The 16523-nt window shown below is 45.5% G+C and carries 18 protein-coding genes and 1 other RNA gene; 10 read left to right on the top strand and 9 right to left on the bottom strand.

Annotated elements, in window-relative coordinates:
- Positions 1-28: 28 nt before the first annotated feature.
- The 5 genes from serA to zapA all read right to left on the bottom strand — a co-directional run bounded on the left by serA (position 29) and on the right by zapA (position 3385).
- Positions 29-1258 (bottom strand): phosphoglycerate dehydrogenase, encoded by a 1230-nt coding sequence (gene serA / locus BTO10_RS19595; RefSeq protein WP_004739005.1) that lies wholly within the window; start codon positions 1256-1258, stop codon positions 29-31.
- 259 nt (positions 1259-1517) lie between these two features.
- Positions 1518-2174 carry a ribose-5-phosphate isomerase RpiA gene (gene rpiA / locus BTO10_RS19590; RefSeq protein ID WP_004739007.1) on the bottom strand — a complete coding sequence of 219 codons (657 nt, stop codon included), beginning with the start codon at positions 2172-2174 and terminating at the stop codon, positions 1518-1520.
- Positions 2175-2275: 101 nt separating this feature from the next.
- Entirely contained in the window at positions 2276-2875 is a 600-nt protein-coding gene (locus tag BTO10_RS19585; protein WP_105025562.1) for a 5-formyltetrahydrofolate cyclo-ligase, read from the bottom strand.
- Positions 2876-2881: 6 nt separating this feature from the next.
- A non-coding RNA gene (ssrS, locus tag BTO10_RS19580) (6S RNA) lies at positions 2882-3065 on the bottom strand.
- Between the two features lie 11 nt (positions 3066-3076).
- Positions 3077-3385: a cell division protein ZapA gene (gene zapA, locus BTO10_RS19575; RefSeq protein ID WP_004739010.1), complete on the bottom strand. Its 309-nt coding sequence runs from the start codon at positions 3383-3385 to the stop codon at positions 3077-3079.
- A gap of 307 nt (positions 3386-3692) precedes the next feature.
- On the opposite strand from zapA, the gene BTO10_RS19570 reads away from it, so the two are divergent.
- Genes BTO10_RS19570 through BTO10_RS19560 form a run of 3 tightly spaced genes read left to right on the top strand, consistent with a single transcriptional unit; the run spans position 3693 to position 6706 of the window.
- The gene (locus BTO10_RS19570) at positions 3693-4268 is read left to right on the top strand and encodes a YecA/YgfB family protein (RefSeq protein WP_004739012.1); all 576 of its coding nucleotides are present in this window, start codon (positions 3693-3695) and stop codon (positions 4266-4268) included.
- A 23-nt stretch (positions 4269-4291) separates the two neighbouring features.
- The gene (ubiH, locus tag BTO10_RS19565) at positions 4292-5470 is read left to right on the top strand and encodes a 2-octaprenyl-6-methoxyphenyl hydroxylase (protein WP_105025561.1); all 1179 of its coding nucleotides are present in this window, start codon (positions 4292-4294) and stop codon (positions 5468-5470) included.
- A gap of 12 nt (positions 5471-5482) precedes the next feature.
- Positions 5483-6706, top strand: coding sequence for an FAD-dependent 2-octaprenylphenol hydroxylase (locus BTO10_RS19560; protein WP_105025560.1), 1224 nt, complete (start codon positions 5483-5485; stop codon positions 6704-6706).
- Positions 6707-6814: 108 nt separating this feature from the next.
- Here BTO10_RS19560 and BTO10_RS19555 read toward each other — a convergent pair whose 3' ends face one another.
- The 3 genes from BTO10_RS19555 to ygfZ form a co-directional block, all read right to left on the bottom strand.
- Positions 6815-7021, bottom strand: a complete 207-nt coding sequence (locus tag BTO10_RS19555; RefSeq protein ID WP_004739018.1) for a DUF1107 domain-containing protein — start codon at positions 7019-7021, stop codon at positions 6815-6817.
- A gap of 562 nt (positions 7022-7583) precedes the next feature.
- Positions 7584-8045, bottom strand: coding sequence for an aminoacyl-tRNA deacylase (locus tag BTO10_RS19550; protein ID WP_105025559.1), 462 nt, complete (start codon positions 8043-8045; stop codon positions 7584-7586).
- A gap of 4 nt (positions 8046-8049) precedes the next feature.
- Entirely contained in the window at positions 8050-9021 is a 972-nt protein-coding gene (gene ygfZ / locus BTO10_RS19545) for a tRNA-modifying protein YgfZ (protein ID WP_105025558.1), read from the bottom strand.
- A 167-nt stretch (positions 9022-9188) separates the two neighbouring features.
- On the opposite strand from ygfZ, the gene BTO10_RS19540 reads away from it, so the two are divergent.
- Complete coding sequence (locus BTO10_RS19540; protein ID WP_004735374.1) at positions 9189-9449, top strand: FAD assembly factor SdhE; 261 nt, start codon at positions 9189-9191, stop codon at positions 9447-9449.
- A complete protein-coding gene (locus BTO10_RS23545) occupies positions 9382-9825 on the top strand; it encodes a protein YgfX (RefSeq protein ID WP_308736832.1) in 444 nt (147 codons plus the stop codon). Before BTO10_RS19540 ends, BTO10_RS23545 begins: the two co-directional genes overlap by 68 nt.
- 88 nt (positions 9826-9913) lie before the next feature.
- Here BTO10_RS23545 and nadB read toward each other — a convergent pair whose 3' ends face one another.
- Complete coding sequence (gene nadB, locus BTO10_RS19530) at positions 9914-11530, bottom strand: L-aspartate oxidase (protein WP_008223964.1); 1617 nt, start codon at positions 11528-11530, stop codon at positions 9914-9916.
- 389 nt (positions 11531-11919) lie between these two features.
- Here nadB and rpoE point away from each other — a divergent pair, with 389 nt between their 5' ends.
- The 5 genes from rpoE to lepA all read left to right on the top strand — a co-directional run bounded on the left by rpoE (position 11920) and on the right by lepA (position 16500).
- Complete coding sequence (gene rpoE, locus BTO10_RS19525; RefSeq protein WP_004739025.1) at positions 11920-12498, top strand: RNA polymerase sigma factor RpoE; 579 nt, start codon at positions 11920-11922, stop codon at positions 12496-12498.
- A 26-nt stretch (positions 12499-12524) separates the two neighbouring features.
- A complete protein-coding gene (locus BTO10_RS19520) occupies positions 12525-13148 on the top strand; it encodes an RseA family anti-sigma factor (RefSeq protein ID WP_105025556.1) in 624 nt (207 codons plus the stop codon).
- The gene (gene rseB, locus BTO10_RS19515) at positions 13145-14107 is read left to right on the top strand and encodes a sigma-E factor regulatory protein RseB (protein WP_061032435.1); all 963 of its coding nucleotides are present in this window, start codon (positions 13145-13147) and stop codon (positions 14105-14107) included. The genes BTO10_RS19520 and rseB overlap by 4 nt, the downstream gene beginning before the upstream one ends.
- A complete protein-coding gene (locus BTO10_RS19510; protein WP_004739029.1) occupies positions 14104-14574 on the top strand; it encodes a SoxR reducing system RseC family protein in 471 nt (156 codons plus the stop codon). The genes rseB and BTO10_RS19510 overlap by 4 nt, the downstream gene beginning before the upstream one ends.
- Before the next feature lie 132 nt (positions 14575-14706).
- Positions 14707-16500 (top strand): translation elongation factor 4, encoded by a 1794-nt coding sequence (gene lepA / locus BTO10_RS19505; RefSeq protein ID WP_004739031.1) that lies wholly within the window; start codon positions 14707-14709, stop codon positions 16498-16500.
- The last annotated feature ends 23 nt before the right edge of the window (positions 16501-16523 follow it).

The following is a 16523-nucleotide window of genomic DNA, read 5'->3' as shown; positions in this document are numbered from 1 at the left end:
TTTGTTTTTCTAATACCGAATTCGATGATTAGTGAAGTAGACGAGCACGGATAGTGCCTTCGATCTCTTTCAGTTTGAGCAGTGCTTCTTCAGAGCGGTCTGCCTCAACATCAATTACTACGTAACCCATATCAGCGGCAGTCTGTAGGTACTGACCTGCGATGTTGATGCCTTCTTCAGCGAAGATGGTGTTGATCTGAGTCAGGATACCTGGACGGTTCTGGTGAATGTGCAATAGGCGAGATGTGCCAGTATGCAATGGTAGCGATACCTCTGGGAAGTTAACACTTGATAGCGTTGAACCGTTATCAGAGTATTTCGCAAGTTTACCTGCCACTTCTACACCGATGTTCTCTTGAGCTTCTTGAGTAGAACCACCAACGTGTGGCGTTAGAATCACGTTATCGAACTGCATTAATGGTGACTCAAATGGGTCAGCATTGGTTTTTGGTTCGGTTGGGAATACGTCAATCGCCGCACCACCTAAGTGACCAGAATCAAGCGCACCGCACAGTGCAGGGATATCTACCACAGTGCCACGCGCAGCGTTGATAAAGATTGCGCCCGGCTTCATACGGTCGAACTCTTCTTTACCCATCATGTTCTTGGTTTCATTGGTTTCTGGAACATGCAGTGAGATCACGTCACACTTGTTCAACAGTTCCGTCATGGTATGAACTTGCGTTGCGTTACCTAGTGAAAGCTTGTTTTCAATATCGTAGAAGTAAACACGCATACCTAGGTTTTCCGCAATAATACCCAGCTGAGTACCAATGTGACCGTAACCGATAATACCTAAACGCTTACCACGGGCTTCGTAAGAGTTGTCTGCACTCTTTTTCCAGATGCCACGGTGCGCAAGAGCGTTCTTTTCTGGGATGCCACGTAGCAGCAATAGAACCTGACCAAGAACCAGTTCAGCAACGCTTCGAGTGTTCGAGAATGGTGCGTTGAAAACAGGTACACCACGCTTTGCAGCTGCTTCAAGGTTTACTTGGTTAGTACCGATACAGAAACAACCGATAGCAACCAATTTTTCAGCAGCATCAATCACTTCTTGGGAAAGGTTTGTGCGAGAACGAATACCGATGAAGTGAGCATCTTTAACTGCTTCAAGTAGTTCATCTTCAGGTAGTGAGCCTTTGTGGTACTCAATATTTGTGTAACCAGCGGCTTGAAGTACTTCTACTGAAGAAGGGTGGAGACCTTCTAGAAGTAGAATTTTTATTTTTTCTTTTTCCAGTGAAACTTTGGCCATTGTTCTCGTCCTTAAAATGGAAAGGTTGGGCAAATGCGGCGCACGTGCTACAAAATGGCTGAAAGGGGAACAAATTCACCACTTTGTTAGGAGACAAACGTTTTCCCTGTGCGTCTTCTGAACAATAAAGTAACAAAAAAAAAATGTTTTGGGTAAGAAAATTACGGAATAAGACATAATTTGCAGGTACAAAGCAAAAAAACGGCGCCCTTGGGCACCGTATGTAATGAAGTAACAGAAAAACTCAATCTTCTATTATTTATTCTTCGATTTTTGCACCTTCAGGTGTACCTGTGATAACCACATCTGCACCACGGTGTGCGAATAGGCCAACTGTTACCACACCAGCGATACCATTAATGATATCTTCTAGTTGTTTCGGGTTCTCAATCGCCATGCCGTAAACATCTAGGATCACGTTGCCGTTATCCGTTGTACAACCTTCACGGTAAACCGGGTCACCACCAAGCTTAACTAGCTCACGCGCAACGTATGAACGTGCCATTGGGATAACTTCTACCGGTAAAGGGAATTTACCGAGTACATCAACAGCTTTCGTGCCATCAACAATACATACAAATTTATCAGAGATAGCCGCTACGATTTTTTCACGAGTTAGAGCTGCACCGCCGCCCTTGATCATGTCGCGAGTTGGGTTGATCTCATCTGCGCCATCAACATAGATGTCTAGCTTAGCAACATCATTACACTCATACACTTTGATCTCTAGCTCTTCTAGGCGTTGCGTTGAAGCAACAGAGCTTGAAACTGCACCTTTGATTTTGTCTTTCATTGTGCCCAGTGCGTCGATGAAGTGATTTACTGTAGAGCCAGTACCAACACCTACAATGCTGCCTTCTTCAACATATTTAAGTGCTGCCCAACCAGCTGCTTTTTTCATTTCATCTTGAGTCATGCCATTCTCCTGAATAAGATCTTGCGCTTTGAATTAGTCTTTCGCGTATTAAGTTAACGTTTGAGTATCGAGGTTAACGTTTGCGGCGCGATTATAGCGCTTTAACGGTTGTTTTCCCATTGCCAAGTTTTACTTGGAGTCACGACTTTAGGTAACGGAACATCCCACTCTTCAATTGGTAGGGTATCGACATGTTGGCAATCGTGAGCCAAACCAATTGGTGTAGCCCCTTGTCCTGTCTTGAACCATTTCGCCAGAGTACGATCGTAATAGCCACCACCCATGCCTAACCGGTGACCATGCGAGTCAAAACCAACCAGCGGGGTAAGAATCAGGTCGAGTTGATGACAAGGTTTCACCAACGTTTGACTGAGTTGTGGTTCAACGATGCCGTATTTGTTTAATACTGTTGGAGTTGTCGGAGAGTAGTGCAAAAACAAAAGATGCCCGTCAGAGAAGGGGTGCAATAAAGGTAAATAGGTCTGCTTACCTTGCGCCCATAACCACTCGATTAAAGGTTGGGTATCAAGTTCACCGTCGATAGAGATATAAAGTGCGATATGTTGGGCAGACTGAATATCATCAAGTTGAGCGCACTGCTTAACTAGGTCGATGCCGGATTGAGTTTGTTGTTCGCTAGATAGGGAGTTGCGTTTGATGCGGATCTGTTTGCGAAACTCGCTGCGTGTGAGCGTCTTCATAAGAAGGGATACCCCAAAGTGCCGTTGAGAATAGATGGCCCTTGAACCAGCGAGTTCAAGGCGGATCAGCAATGATTACCGTAGGCTTCTCGGTCGGGCCGAGCATGCTCAATAGCACTCAAGTACTAACCCTTAGGGATTGCTTATCGGCTCGGGGACGTGAATCCTCTGACAAACACTCCAGGGTAAATTTTGTGTACGCTATTGCTGTCCGTGCTTAACCTTACTGAGAACATCTGAAAGCGATGTTGTGAGCTGTTCCATTCGCTCGGTCAGTGCGTTTTGTTCGTCATTTGCTTCAAACTTCTTGGTTTGTAATTCATAGCAAATGTTCAGAGCTGCGATAGTTAGCAGCTTCACTTCATTGGTTACCTTAGTACGTTCAGCCATCTCTTTCAATCGATTATCAAGATCGGCCGCCGCTGCAATCAATGACTCCTCTTGCCCTGCTGGACAATTTACTCGAGTCAGTTTTCCTAATATTTCAACGTCTACCGCTTGATTACTCATGATGGATGAACTCTTTAACGCGCTATTTTAAGGCTGTTGCTCTTCGTTATTTTCTTGAAACCAAAAGTGCAAGTACCGATGAGGAAGCAATCTCCTCTGAGGGAGAAACTATAGGTAAACCGCTATTAAGATTCAAGCTTTTCAGAGTGACTGTTTGTAAATGAGAGCTTGAGCACACAGTAATTCAGCAAATTGAACAATTGGTAGTCAGTCATCCTTCAATTGCTAGGGATCGATGCTTACCAGAATTGGGGTGAAGTGGTACGATTATACTACCGATATAAAGAATAACTGAGCGAGCTATCTGATGAGCGAAACTACTTTACCTGACTACCTAACGGTTGCGACTGAACTTCAATCGGCAAGTCTAGCCGTAACACCTGCTGAGATGCATGGCTTATTAACGGGTATGTTAAGCGGAGGCTTAAGCCTAGCAGATAAGAGCTGGCAACCACTGATCTTTGATTACACCAACGAAGGTATGGGTTGGCCGGATCGCGCATTAACGTTAGCGGAAGCGACATTGAAAGTAACCACTAGTGAGATTACGGGTTCAGGCATGGAATTGTCTATGCTACTGCCTGATGAAGACGCAAGTGCGAGCCTGTTTGATTTAGCTGACGGTGTGTCTGATTGGATCAACCACTTTATCTCTGGTTTAGGGCTAGTCGGCGCTCAGTTAAATAAGGCGTCGGAAGGCACTAAAGAAGCGTTGGCTGATCTTGAAGAGATGGCAAAGCTAGGCATTGATGAAGATGATGATCTGGAAGAGCAGGCGCAACTTCTAGAGCACGTTATTGAGCACGTAAAAGCGTGTGCATTAACCATTCATGCTGAGTTTGGTGCTCGCCCATCTGAAGATGTAGCTCCAACCATTCACTAATCGTTTGCCAGTTTGAGGTTATGATGGCTCAGTATGATGTTGTAATTGCTGGTGGTGCGATGGCAGGGGCGACTTTGACGCTTGCCTTGAATCACCTAAGCCAAGGCTCACTATCGATTGCGGTAGTGGAACCTTATCAGGTTGATCATCAAGCTCACCCTGGGTTTGATTCTCGTTCTATTGCTTTGTCTTATGGCACAGTGCAGATCCTTGATTCATTGCAGTTGTGGCAATCGATCGCTCCAGTTGCAACCCCGATTAAAGATATTCATGTCTCGGATCGTGGGCATGCAGGAATGACTGATATCTACAGCGAAGAGCTTGCGATTGATGCGCTTGGTTATGTGGTCGAGTTGGCGGATGTCGGTCGAATCTATCAGCAAAAACTGGAGTCAGAAGAAGCAATTACGATGCTGTGCCCTGACTCAGTAGCGAAAATTGAGCGCAGTGATTTACTGACGACCATTGACCTTAACAGCGGGCAAACCATTACTACTAAGTTGTTGGTTGCTGCTGACGGAGCGATCTCTACCTGCTGCCAACAACTGAATATTTCGTTGAGCGAGCATGACTTTGAGCAAGTGGCTGTCATTGCCAACATTGTGGCGAGCGAGCCGCACCAAGGTCGCGCCTTTGAGCGTTTTACCCATCATGGGCCAGTTGCTTTATTACCAATGACGGACAACCGTCTATCGTTAGTGTGGTGCTTACCGCCAGAGCAAGCCGACAAAGTCATGGCTTTAAACGACAACCAGTTTCTTGAACAGCTGCAGAATGATTTTGGTTGGCGACTAGGACGTTTAGAGAAGGTGGGTAAGCGTGCGAGCTATCCTCTGATTCTTCGTCATCGTCAGCAAAATATTTCTCATCGATTTGCGATTGTCGGCAATGCCGCTCAAACACTTCACCCGATCGCGGGTCAGGGCTTTAACCTTGGTATTCGTGATGTGGCTTCTTTAGCCGAAGAGTTGTGTACTCAGTTGGATGATGTTGGTCGATACACTGGTCTTGTTAACTTTAGAAAACGTAGAGAACAGGACAGAGGGGCGACGATTACACTGACATCGAGCCTTGTACATCTATTCTCAAATGACTTTTTAACCGCTCGTATCGGGCGCAACCTTGGGTTAGCTGTTATGGATAACCTTCCACCACTTAAAGGTCCACTTTTGCGTCATACGCTTGGCCTAGTAGAAAGATAAGGTAGATAAATAATGATGCAAAGTGTTGATATCGCAATTGTTGGTGGAGGCATGGTTGGCTTAGCCCTTGCCGCGGCTTTGAAAGACAGTGATATGAGAGTAGCTGTAATTGAAGGCAAGGCACCAAGCGAAGGGCTTAATGAACTGCCTGACGTACGTGTTTCTGCATTGAGCCGTTCTAGTGAAGTGATTTTGCGTAATCTAGGTGCGTGGCAGGGAATTGAGCAAAGACGTGCTGCCCCTTATCAAGCGATGGAAGTGTGGGAACAAGATAGCTTCGCTCGTATTGAATTTGACTCAACGCGTTTAGCGCAGCCTAATTTAGGTCATATTGTTGAGAACCGTGTGATTCAATTGGCGTTGCTTGAACAGGTTAAAAAGCAAGAAAACGTCAGTCTATACATGCCAGCGACGTGCAAAACAATGGCTATTGGTGAAAGCGAAGCATGGCTGACTTTAGATAATGGTCAAGCACTGACGGCTAAGCTTGTCGTTGGCGCAGATGGTGCTAATTCTTGGGTTCGCAAGCAGCAAGATATCCCTCTAACACATTGGGACTACGGACATAGTGCAATTGTTGCGAACGTTAAAACTGCAGAAACGCACCATAGTGTGGCTCGTCAAATATTTACACCACAGGGCCCGTTGGCATTCTTACCAATGCAGCCAAGTAATATGAGCTCTATCGTTTGGTCTACTGAGCCGAATCGTGCCGAGAAGCTCGTATCTATGTCGGATGCGGAGTTTAATAAACAGCTAACAGCTGAGTTCGACTCTAAACTAGGCTTGTGTGAAGTGGTTGGCGAGCGTTTTGCGTTCCCACTGCGCATGCGATACGCGAGAGACTTCGCCGTAGAGCGCGTGGCTTTGGTGGGTGATGCTGCGCATACCATTCACCCGCTTGCAGGGCAGGGCGTTAACCTTGGTTTGCTAGATGCTGCCAGCCTAGCGCAAGAGCTATTAAAGCTCTGGGCTGCGGGCGAGGACATCGGTACCAAACGTAACTTACGTGGTTATGAGCGCTGGAGAAAAGCAGAAGCCGCGAAGATGATTGCATCGATGCAGGGCTTTAAAGACCTATTTGAAGGCGATAATCCGGCGAAGAAGCTGATTCGTGGTATCGGTATGAAGCTCGCAGGTCAACTTCCTGGTGCGAAAGATGAAATCATGAAGCGAGCTTTAGGTCTTGCGGGTAACCTTCCTGACTTAGCGAAGGCCCCTGTGATTCATCGATAATGACTTTGTTTCCAATGTTTCGCACCAAAGTTTCGTTCGAATTATTGGTACGAAAAAAGGGTTGGCGTTAGCCAACCCTTTTTGTTTTGAATTCTCTAGATAATTTGATTATGCGTAAGCACAGCGCAGCTTCATAATTTCACTATTTATTTCTTTCACTGTTTCAAAGTGGCGTTTCTCTGCTCGGTCTGGCAGCACTAGCTTGCCGTTATCGAACTCAAATTTCCCTACGCCGTAAATGTAGATTCGTCCTTTGAAAAGTCGACTTACATGTTTAGCAATCATACTCGGTGTATAGCGCTTAAACAGTCTCATTTTTAATTATCCTTATATTTACCTAGCCTGCACATTATAGAAAAACTCCGAGATAATAATTGTGATAAGCCTGGAGTAATATGCAGTAGCGTTGACGTTAATTAGATATTTGTGCTGTTCTAAGCACTTTCTACAGTAAATATCTATTTTTACGTGAGCTCCTCCCCAAAATAATACTGAGTAGTGAACTGCCGTGAACTTTCCTGTTCGGTATTAAGCAGCTTAAATGTGACAAGTATAAGAATAGGCGGGATTTTTTTGTTTGTGTAATCAAATTGTAAAATTAAGACAAAAAAAAGCCCGTCTAAAACGGGCGAATAGTCACAGATGCATTACACAAAAGTGGATACTGATGTTACTCAGTGGATTCACTTGAACTGATTTGCCTAGGTGCTAGTCAGTAAATTCACAATAACGCAGATTCTTACCTGTGACTACTTATGCTTTAATTTTGATTAAATATTTAACTTTAATCTAGTTATCTTATGACGAGCTTCACACTAAATATGTATCTGGTGAAAACTAGGGAAAGAGTTTGCGATCAATCACTGTATTGATCCGATCATCGACTGATCTCAGCGATGATCGGTGCACATAGCGTCATGAGATCATTGGGATCCAGAGCGATACCTGCCATTCGATCCCCAGAGCTGATGGTCACTGTTGAATTGTTCTGGATCGAAGGATCAAAGATGATCGGCATGTACCTCTTTAATGCAAGCGGGCCAACACAACCAGCCTTAAAGCCAGTAATAGACTCTACATCGCTTAACGAGACACAGGTCATGCGGCGGCAATTTAGAATTGAGCGCACTTTCTTCGGATCGACTGAGCGATCACCAGCGGTGCACGCTAGCGCGTATTGATTGTCCATGTCTTTGAGCAGAATACATTTCACCATTTGAGATGGGTCGATGCCTCGTTCTTGCGCGGTTTCTTCGATGCTGGTGGTTGGCCTACTTTGTAACAGCAGGCGATAGTTCACCTGCTGTTGATCGAGCCATAGTGTAATCACTGTTTCCACGTAATTACTCGTCGTCAAGGCTGTAAGGCAGTGGCTGGATACTCCAGATTTGATCAGGTTGTGCTGTCAAACGCAGCTGAACATCGTCATCCAGGTTGTTCGGTAGCACCATTAGGCCAATCGCTTGGTTGTCAGCAAATTGATATACGTTGATCAGTTGACCCGCTCCACGCCAGTTTTCACCAACGCTGCGCTCTAGCTCAATAGGGCTTTCTAGTGTTAGCACTTCCGCTGTTGGGCCTGAAACAATGCGCATTCCACGTTTGTTCATGCCACGGTATTTAGCGCGAGCCACTGTTTCTTGACCTGTGTAACAACCCTTGGTAAAGCTGATGCCACCAATCGCTTGTAGGTTAAGTGCCTGAGGGATGTGCTCATTTTGCTCTGCTTTGGTTAGATTAGGCTGAGCATCGATAATTTCATGATACTGCCATAGCGCCTCTGAGACTTTCTCCGCAGAGCTGTTAGTAACCAACGCTTCTGCAGCTTGTTCTGTCACAAGCAGAGCCCAGCGGTTGCCAGCAACTTGAACGGCTGTACCGCCTGAAATCGCACGAACTTTACCTTGGCTCTCTGAGATTGAGTCGATGTACTGATCCGCAGCTGCGCCCATCACACCGATAACCACATCGCTGCTTTGCTCAATATCGACCTTAGAGAAGACTGCGTATTTTTTGATTTCTACGAGCTCAACTTCAATCGCAGACTTAGGCTGCATAAGCGCGTAACCACCGTTGTGGTGGAACAGGCGGAAGATACTCCATACCTTTCCTTTTGCATCACAGTGGGCGCCTAATGTGGATTCATCATTAGGAAGAGTCACGACGTCGCACGTTACCTGACCTTGTAGGTACGATTTTTTGTCATCGCCTACCATGGTAATTGCGCTCCAGTCTGACACATGTGTCATCATCAGTTCTGGAAGCGAATCATTTTGCGTATGAGCTTGCGGCTGAAAGGTGTTTTTCCAATCCATTTTATCTTTCCTAAGAATTTTATTTGGCTCTATGTTAATCCTGTTCTGTTTCTTTGTCAGCCTAGGTTTTTTTGTGAGCGGAGATAGGGACTGTGACCCACATAGTAGTTGCAGAGCGTATGACTTGTTACACTCCAAGAAAGAAAAATTATAGGTGAGGATAGCCAATGTACACTGCAGAGCAGAAAGCACGAATTAAATGGGGTTGCCGTCGCGGCATGTTAGAACTTGATGTAGTCATCATGCCATTTTTCGAAGAGTGTTTTGATTCATTGCAAGAGCAGGAACAGCGCGAGTTTGTTTCTTTACTAGAGTGTGATGATCCAGACCTGTTTACTTGGGTGATGGGCCACGGCCGTAGTGAAAACCTGGGTCACGCATCAATGGTTGATAAAATTGTCGCACACAACCTCAGCAAGGTTCGTTAAGCTCCAGCTTAACCCTTCGTATTTCGCATTATTAACAAAAGGCACTGTTTTCGGGTGCCTTTTGTTTTTTATCGTTGTCTCTTCTATTCCACTGGCAGTCAGCCTTTATTGTCTGTACTTAACCTTCAATCTGTTACGTGCCAATCACATGCTTATCACCAGCGCTCAAGGATGTCTTGATTATAAGGATGATGGTGTAGTGCGTTTGAATGGCAGCACATACAGCTTAAAGTCGGTCGATCAGGTTTGGGCGCAATTCTTCATAAAATTACAATTTGAATGTGGTCACTCGGTACTGCTATGGCGAGACAGTTGCCAAGAGCAAGAATATCGGCACTTTTTGGCGAACTTACAACGAATGCATTCGCTAAGCTAAAGTAATCGACAAGTCATGAGCTAAAATAAAAGGGAGCACTAGGCTCCCTTTCGTTTGATTACTTTTCGTGACTGACGAATGCGCCAAGTTACGATTGACGTTTCTCTGGTGTCAGAATCGTTGGGCCACTGTCTTCAGCCAGCTCTGGGTAATCCAATGTGTAGTGCAGGCCGCGGCTCTCTTTGCGTTGCATTGCACAGCGAACCATTAGCTCAGCGACTTGAAGTAGGTTACGCAGCTCCAAAAGGTTGTTCGACACCTTAAAGTTGCTGTAATACTCGTGAGTCTCTTGCTGCAACATCTGAATACGACGCATTGCGCGCTCAAGACGCTTGTCTGTACGTACGATACCCATGTAATCCCACATGAATAGACGAAGTTCATGCCAGTTATGCTGGATAATAACTTCTTCATCACTGTTGGTGACTTGGCTTTCATCCCATGCTGGAAGTTCAGCACACAGTTGAGATTGTTCAATGTTCTCTACGATGTGTTTTGCTGCCGACCACGCGTAAACCACACACTCTAGTAGTGAGTTTGATGCCATACGGTTCGCACCGTGCAGGCCGGTATAGCTCACTTCACCAATCGCGTAGAGGTTTTGCAGATCCGTTTGACCATCTTTATTGACCATCACACCACCACAGGTGTAGTGCGCAGCCGGTACAATTGGGATTGGCTCTTTGGTCATATCTATACCCAAGTCCATCAAACGAGTATGGATCATTGGGAAATGCGCAGTGATGAACTCTTCAGGCTTATGGCTGATGTCGACGTACATGCAGTCAGCACCTAGTCGTTTCATTTCGAAGTCGATTGCGCGAGCAACTACATCACGAGGCGCCAATTCACCACGCTCATCAAAGTCTTTCATGAAGCGTGTACCATCCGGACGACGCAGGTAAGCGCCTTCGCCACGAAGTGCTTCCGTTAGTAGGAAGTTGCGTGCCTCTGGATGGAACAAGCAAGTCGGGTGGAATTGGTTGAACTCTAGGTTTGCTACACGACAACCCGCACGCCAAGCGATAGCAATGCCATCACCAGAAGAGACATCTGGGTTAGAGGTGTATTGGTACACTTTTGATGCGCCGCCAGTAGCGAGAACAACAAACTTAGCGCGTACGGTTTCTACGTGTTCTTGGTTACGGTTCCAGATGTAGGCACCGATAACCTTGTCTTTCGAGCCACCAATCTTATCTTCAGTGATCAAGTCCAGCGCGTTATGGCGCTCGAAGATCTCGATGTTCGGGTGATTCTTGACGTTATCTTGCAATGAAGTTTGCATCGCCATGCCAGTTGCATCGGCAGCGTGCAGGATTCTGCGGTGGCTGTGGCCACCTTCACGAGTTAGGTGATACTTAGGTTGACCATCGGTGCTGTTCTCATCTTTATCAAATGGAACGCCGCCATCAATCAGCCATTGCACACACTCTTTCGCATTCTCAGCAATGAATTGAACTGTATCTTCTTCACATAACCCAGCCCCAGCAATTTGAGTATCTTCAACGTGAGACTCAATACTGTCAGACTCATCGAACACCGCAGCGATACCGCCTTGTGCGTAATACGTCGATCCTTCGCTGCGTGGTCCTTTGCTTAATACAATTACTTTTGCATGTTCTGCTACGCGTAAGGCTAATGACAAGCCTGCCGCACCACTTCCTACCACTAATACATCACATTGATGTTCACGGTTTGCGTTCATAAAACTTATTAAATCCCGGGCTATAGTCGAGTTGTCTACTCTCAATTGACTCTGTCTTGTTTTAGGAGTTGCGGTAAGACTGTTATAATCTCCTCAGAGTCGTCCTAAAACGCCATGCAAAATCAAGATATAGACAGCTATCTAGAAATATTTAATTGCTCAATACCATTGCTTTTGCTCTAGTTTCCCCAAATTGATAGGGATAGCTATTTTTATTACATCACATTGTGAAACAATAATGGCAAATAATTTTAAGAAAGTTGGAACTTTCGGTATTTGGCTTAGTCACAATAGTGCTCTTGTAGACGGTGGTGTCAATACTACATTTCGCATAATTAGTACCCATATCTGTGAAGGTGAGGGTTATAACAATAGGAGTACCCGCTCGAATGAACGAGCAGCTAACCGATCAAGTGTTGATTGAGCGAGTTCAGAGTGGAGATAAGCAAGCATTTAACTTACTAGTGGTTAAGTATCAAAACAAAGTTTGTAACCTTATCTCTCGATACGTGAATAATTCCGGTGATGTACCTGATGTAGCACAAGAAGCTTTTATTAAAGCTTACCGCGCGATACCTAATTTTCGTGGCGAGAGTGCCTTCTATACATGGTTGTACCGAATTGCCGTGAACACCGCAAAGAATCATATCGTTGCCCAGGGACGTAGACCGCCCGCAACGGATGTAGATGCAGAAGATGCTGAATATTACGAAACAGGCAGCGCGTTAAAAGAAATATCGAACCCTGAGAACTTAACGCTGTCAAAAGAATTGAAACAAGTCGTTTTTGGAGCGATTGAAGCGCTGCCAGAAGACTTAAAAACTGCAATGACGCTGCGTGAGCTTGAAGGTTTGAGCTACGAAGAGATTGCAGAAGTAATGGATTGCCCTGTAGGAACCGTACGTTCGCGTATCTTCCGAGCTCGTGAAGCGGTGGAAAAGAAAATTAAACCTCTTTTGCAGCGCTAGAACTTGTAATAATTATGGTGAAAATAATGGCTGATAAAGAAAAGCTTTCGGCACTCATGGATGGTGAAACGATCGATAAAGCTCTCATTGTAGATCTAGAATCTGATCAAGAAAGCATGAATACCTGGCAGAGTTACCACTTAATTGGTGACGTTATGCGTGGGGATGCGCCAGAAACTAAAAATTGGAACATTGCGGATAGTGTGGCAGCAGCGCTTGAAGATGAGCCTGCACACAGTGCGATGCCAAACCAGCACCAAGTGAATGTTGAACCTACTGTTGCTCCAATTGAAGAGCAACCAAAACCTCAGCAAGCGAAGCGTCAGCTTCCAGCGTGGTTACAACAGTTTGGACAAGTTGCTGTAGCAGCGTGTGTTTCTTTAGCGGTTGTATTAGGTGTTCAACAATATGGTGGCAGCGATCCAGCGGCACCAGAACAGTTACCTGTACTTCAGACGATTCCATTTGCGGGATCCGCTGAGCCAGTAAGCTTAACCCGCGAGTCAGTAGAGAGACCCGCGTCTGAAGCAAATTTGCAAGAGCAGCGTAAACGCGTTCATGCAATGCTAGAAGATTATGAGCTACAACTAAGATTAAACAGTGATGCGTCGCCTATGGAAGATGCACATCTAGAATCGGACATTGAATGAAGAAAATCCTGGTCAGTGCACTGACACTGTTCAGCTTGATGTCTCCAACAGCCTTTGCAGAGGAAACAACTGCAAAGGCCTTGTTGCATCAAATGAACGAGGCCAGTCAGCATCTAAATTACGAACTCTCTTACATACTGATCAAGAAGAGCAGTATTGAACCTCTTGTTTATCGCCATGCGGTTAACGACGACCAACAACTCGCACACCTTGTTTACCTGAGTGGCCCTGTTCGTGAAGTGATTCGTCGCGGTAATGAAGTGAGCTACATCGAACCGGGTACAGAGCCGTTTACGATCCAGTCAGGCAGCATGGTTGCTCCTGTTATTCCGATGATAAATCGAGATATCGAATCCCTGAATCAGTACTACGACTTTGTAAAAGTTGGGCGTTCTCGTGAAGCGGGCAGCACGACTCAAGTGCTACGCGTAGTGCCAAAAGATGGCCTTCGTTACTCATACGTGGTTTGGGTAGACGAGAAAACCAGTCTTCCTCTACGTGCCGACCTATTAGATCGTGATGGCGAAATACTGGAACAGTATCGAACAATCTCTTATGTCGTGAACGATAAAATTGCTGAGGCTATGGGCGGCTTAAACCAAGCGCAACTGCCGAAGGTTTTATCATTACCTGAAGGTTTGGTGAGTGAGACCGACTGGCAAGCTTCATGGGTGCCAGAAGGGTTTAAGTCAAAAGAACTGAGCCGTTACCAGATGGCTGCGACCGATAAAATGGTCGAGAGCCAGCTTTTCAGCGATGGACTATTTAGCTTTTCGGTATATATCGCCGATAAAGACGAACACTCATTGAAAGGCCAGTTGGTACGTCAAGGGCGCAGAACCTTGCACAGCTTAGTCATTGGTGACAGAGAAGTGTCTGTCGTAGGTGATATCCCGCCAGCTACAGCAAAGCGTATCGCTCAATCTGTTACTTTCAATAATCAGGTGTCAGCGCAATGATGACCGCGCTGGCTACCGTTAGCTCAGTTGAACAAAAAGGTAAGCAATACTTTGTTCAACTGAGCTGCGAACAACAAACCAGTTGCAGCAGCTGCTCTTCACAAAAAAGCTGCGGTACTGGTATTGTCACCAAAGCGGTTGGCAACAAATCCTTGTTTTGGCAATTAAAAACCAAAAGCCTTGTGAAAGCAGGTCAGATTGTAGAAATCGGCTTTCCTGAAAAAAGCCTGCTTCAGTCTGCGGCTATTGTTTACCTCATCCCACTTTTCATGTTGATGATTGGTGCTGGTATTGGACAACTCTTGTTACAACCCTTACTTCAAGGGGGCGAGGGGATTGTTATACTGAGCGCAGCCCTATTTACAGCTGGTGGTATTGCTTTAGCGAAGCGACTCGCTAAACCGATGGAAGACAAATCCAAGCAAGAAGTCGTATTGATTCGAATCCTCGGTGAGCCGCTCGTCTAATTTATGATGCGTCTTGCTGTTAAATTGGGTAGAATCTGCCAACTTGATTGAAATGCCGCCACCGTTAGCTATTTTTAAATAGTTTTGCGGCTTTCTTACCGTCCTAATTTAAAGAGTTTGTCACACCAAATTATGAAGCACATTCGTAACTTTTCGATTATCGCCCACATCGACCATGGTAAGTCGACCCTGTCTGACCGTCTAATCCAAGTTTGTGGAGGATTAAGCGATCGTGAAATGGCTGCACAAGTCCTTGATTCGATGGATCTTGAGCGTGAACGTGGCATCACCATCAAATCTCAGAGTGTGACACTAAACTACACCGCAAAAGATGGTGAAACTTACCAACTTAACTTCATCGATACTCCGGGACACGTTGACTTCGCATACGAAGTATCACGTTCTCTTGCGGCTTGTGAAGGCGCGCTATTGGTTGTCGATGCTGGTCAAGGTGTAGAAGCTCAGACTCTAGCAAACTGTTACACAGCGATCGAAATGGATCTGGAAGTTGTGCCAATCCTAAACAAGATTGACCTTCCAGCTGCTGATCCAGAGCGCGTATCTGAAGAGATCGAAGAGATCGTAGGTATCGACGCGATGGAAGCAACGCGCTGTTCTGCGAAAACAGGTATCGGTGTTGACGATGTTCTAGAAAACATTGTTTCAGCAATTCCTGCTCCAGAAGGCGATCCTGAAGCGCCACTACAAGCGCTAATCATCGACTCTTGGTTCGATAACTACCTTGGTGTTGTTTCTCTTGTTCGTATCAAGAACGGTTCTCTGAAGAAGAACGACAAGATCAAAGTAATGAGCACAGGCCAAGTTTGGGGTGTAGACCGTCTAGGTATCTTCACGCCTAAGCAAATCGATACTACAGAGCTAAACACTGGTGAAGTAGGTTGGGTTGTTTGTGGTATCAAAGACATCCTAGGTGCACCGGTTGGTGATACGCTAACACTGGCTAAAAACGGTTGTGAAAAAGCGCTACCTGGCTTTAAGAAAGTAAAACCACAGGTATACGCGGGTCTGTTCCCAGTATCATCTGATGATTACGAAAACTTCCGTGATGCACTAGGTAAACTAAGCCTGAACGATGCTTCTCTTTTCTACGAACCAGAGAACTCTGCAGCACTTGGTTTCGGTTTCCGTTGTGGTTTCTTGGGTATGCTTCACATGGAGATCATCCAAGAACGTCTAGAGCGTGAATACGACCTAGACCTAATCACAACTGCACCAACCGTAGTATACGAAGTTGAAAAAACAGACGGCACTCAACTGTATGTTGATAGCCCAGCTAAGCTGCCTGCTATCAATGATATCAACGAGATTCGTGAGCCGATTGCACGCTGTAATATCTTAGTACCTTCTGACTACTTAGGTAACGTAATCACACTGTGTGTTGAGAAGCGTGGTGTTCAGGTTGATATGATTTATCACGGTAACCAAGTAGCGGTTGTATACGATATTCCAATGGCTGAAGTAGTACTGGACTTCTTCGACCGTCTGAAATCAACGTCTCGTGGTTACGCATCACTGGATTACAACTTCCAACGTTTTGAAGCATCAAACATGGTTCGTGTAGACGTACTTCTAAACGGTGACACGGTTGATGCACTTGCGATGATTACACACAAAGATCAATCGCAAACTCGTGGTCGTCAGCTTGTAGAGAAGATGAAAGAGTTCATTCCTCGTCAAATGTTTGATATCGCGATTCAAGCGGCTATCGGTAACCACATCATCGCTCGTTCTACAGTTAAGCAACTGCGTAAGAACGTAATCGCGAAATGTTACGGTGGTGACGTGAGTCGTAAGAAGAAGCTTCTGAAGAAACAGAAAGAAGGTAAGAAGCGTATGAAGCAGATCGGTAACGTAGAGCTGCCTCAAGAAGCATTCTTAGCAATTCTTCACGTTGGCAAAGACTAGGCTTATCCAACGATAAACGAATA

It is taken from the genome of Vibrio chagasii (assembly GCF_002954585.1).
Classification (GTDB): Bacteria; Pseudomonadota; Gammaproteobacteria; order Enterobacterales; family Vibrionaceae; genus Vibrio; species Vibrio chagasii_A.
The sequence above is the reverse complement of the archived record's forward strand: the minus strand, read 5'-3'. Positions and strand labels throughout refer to the sequence as shown.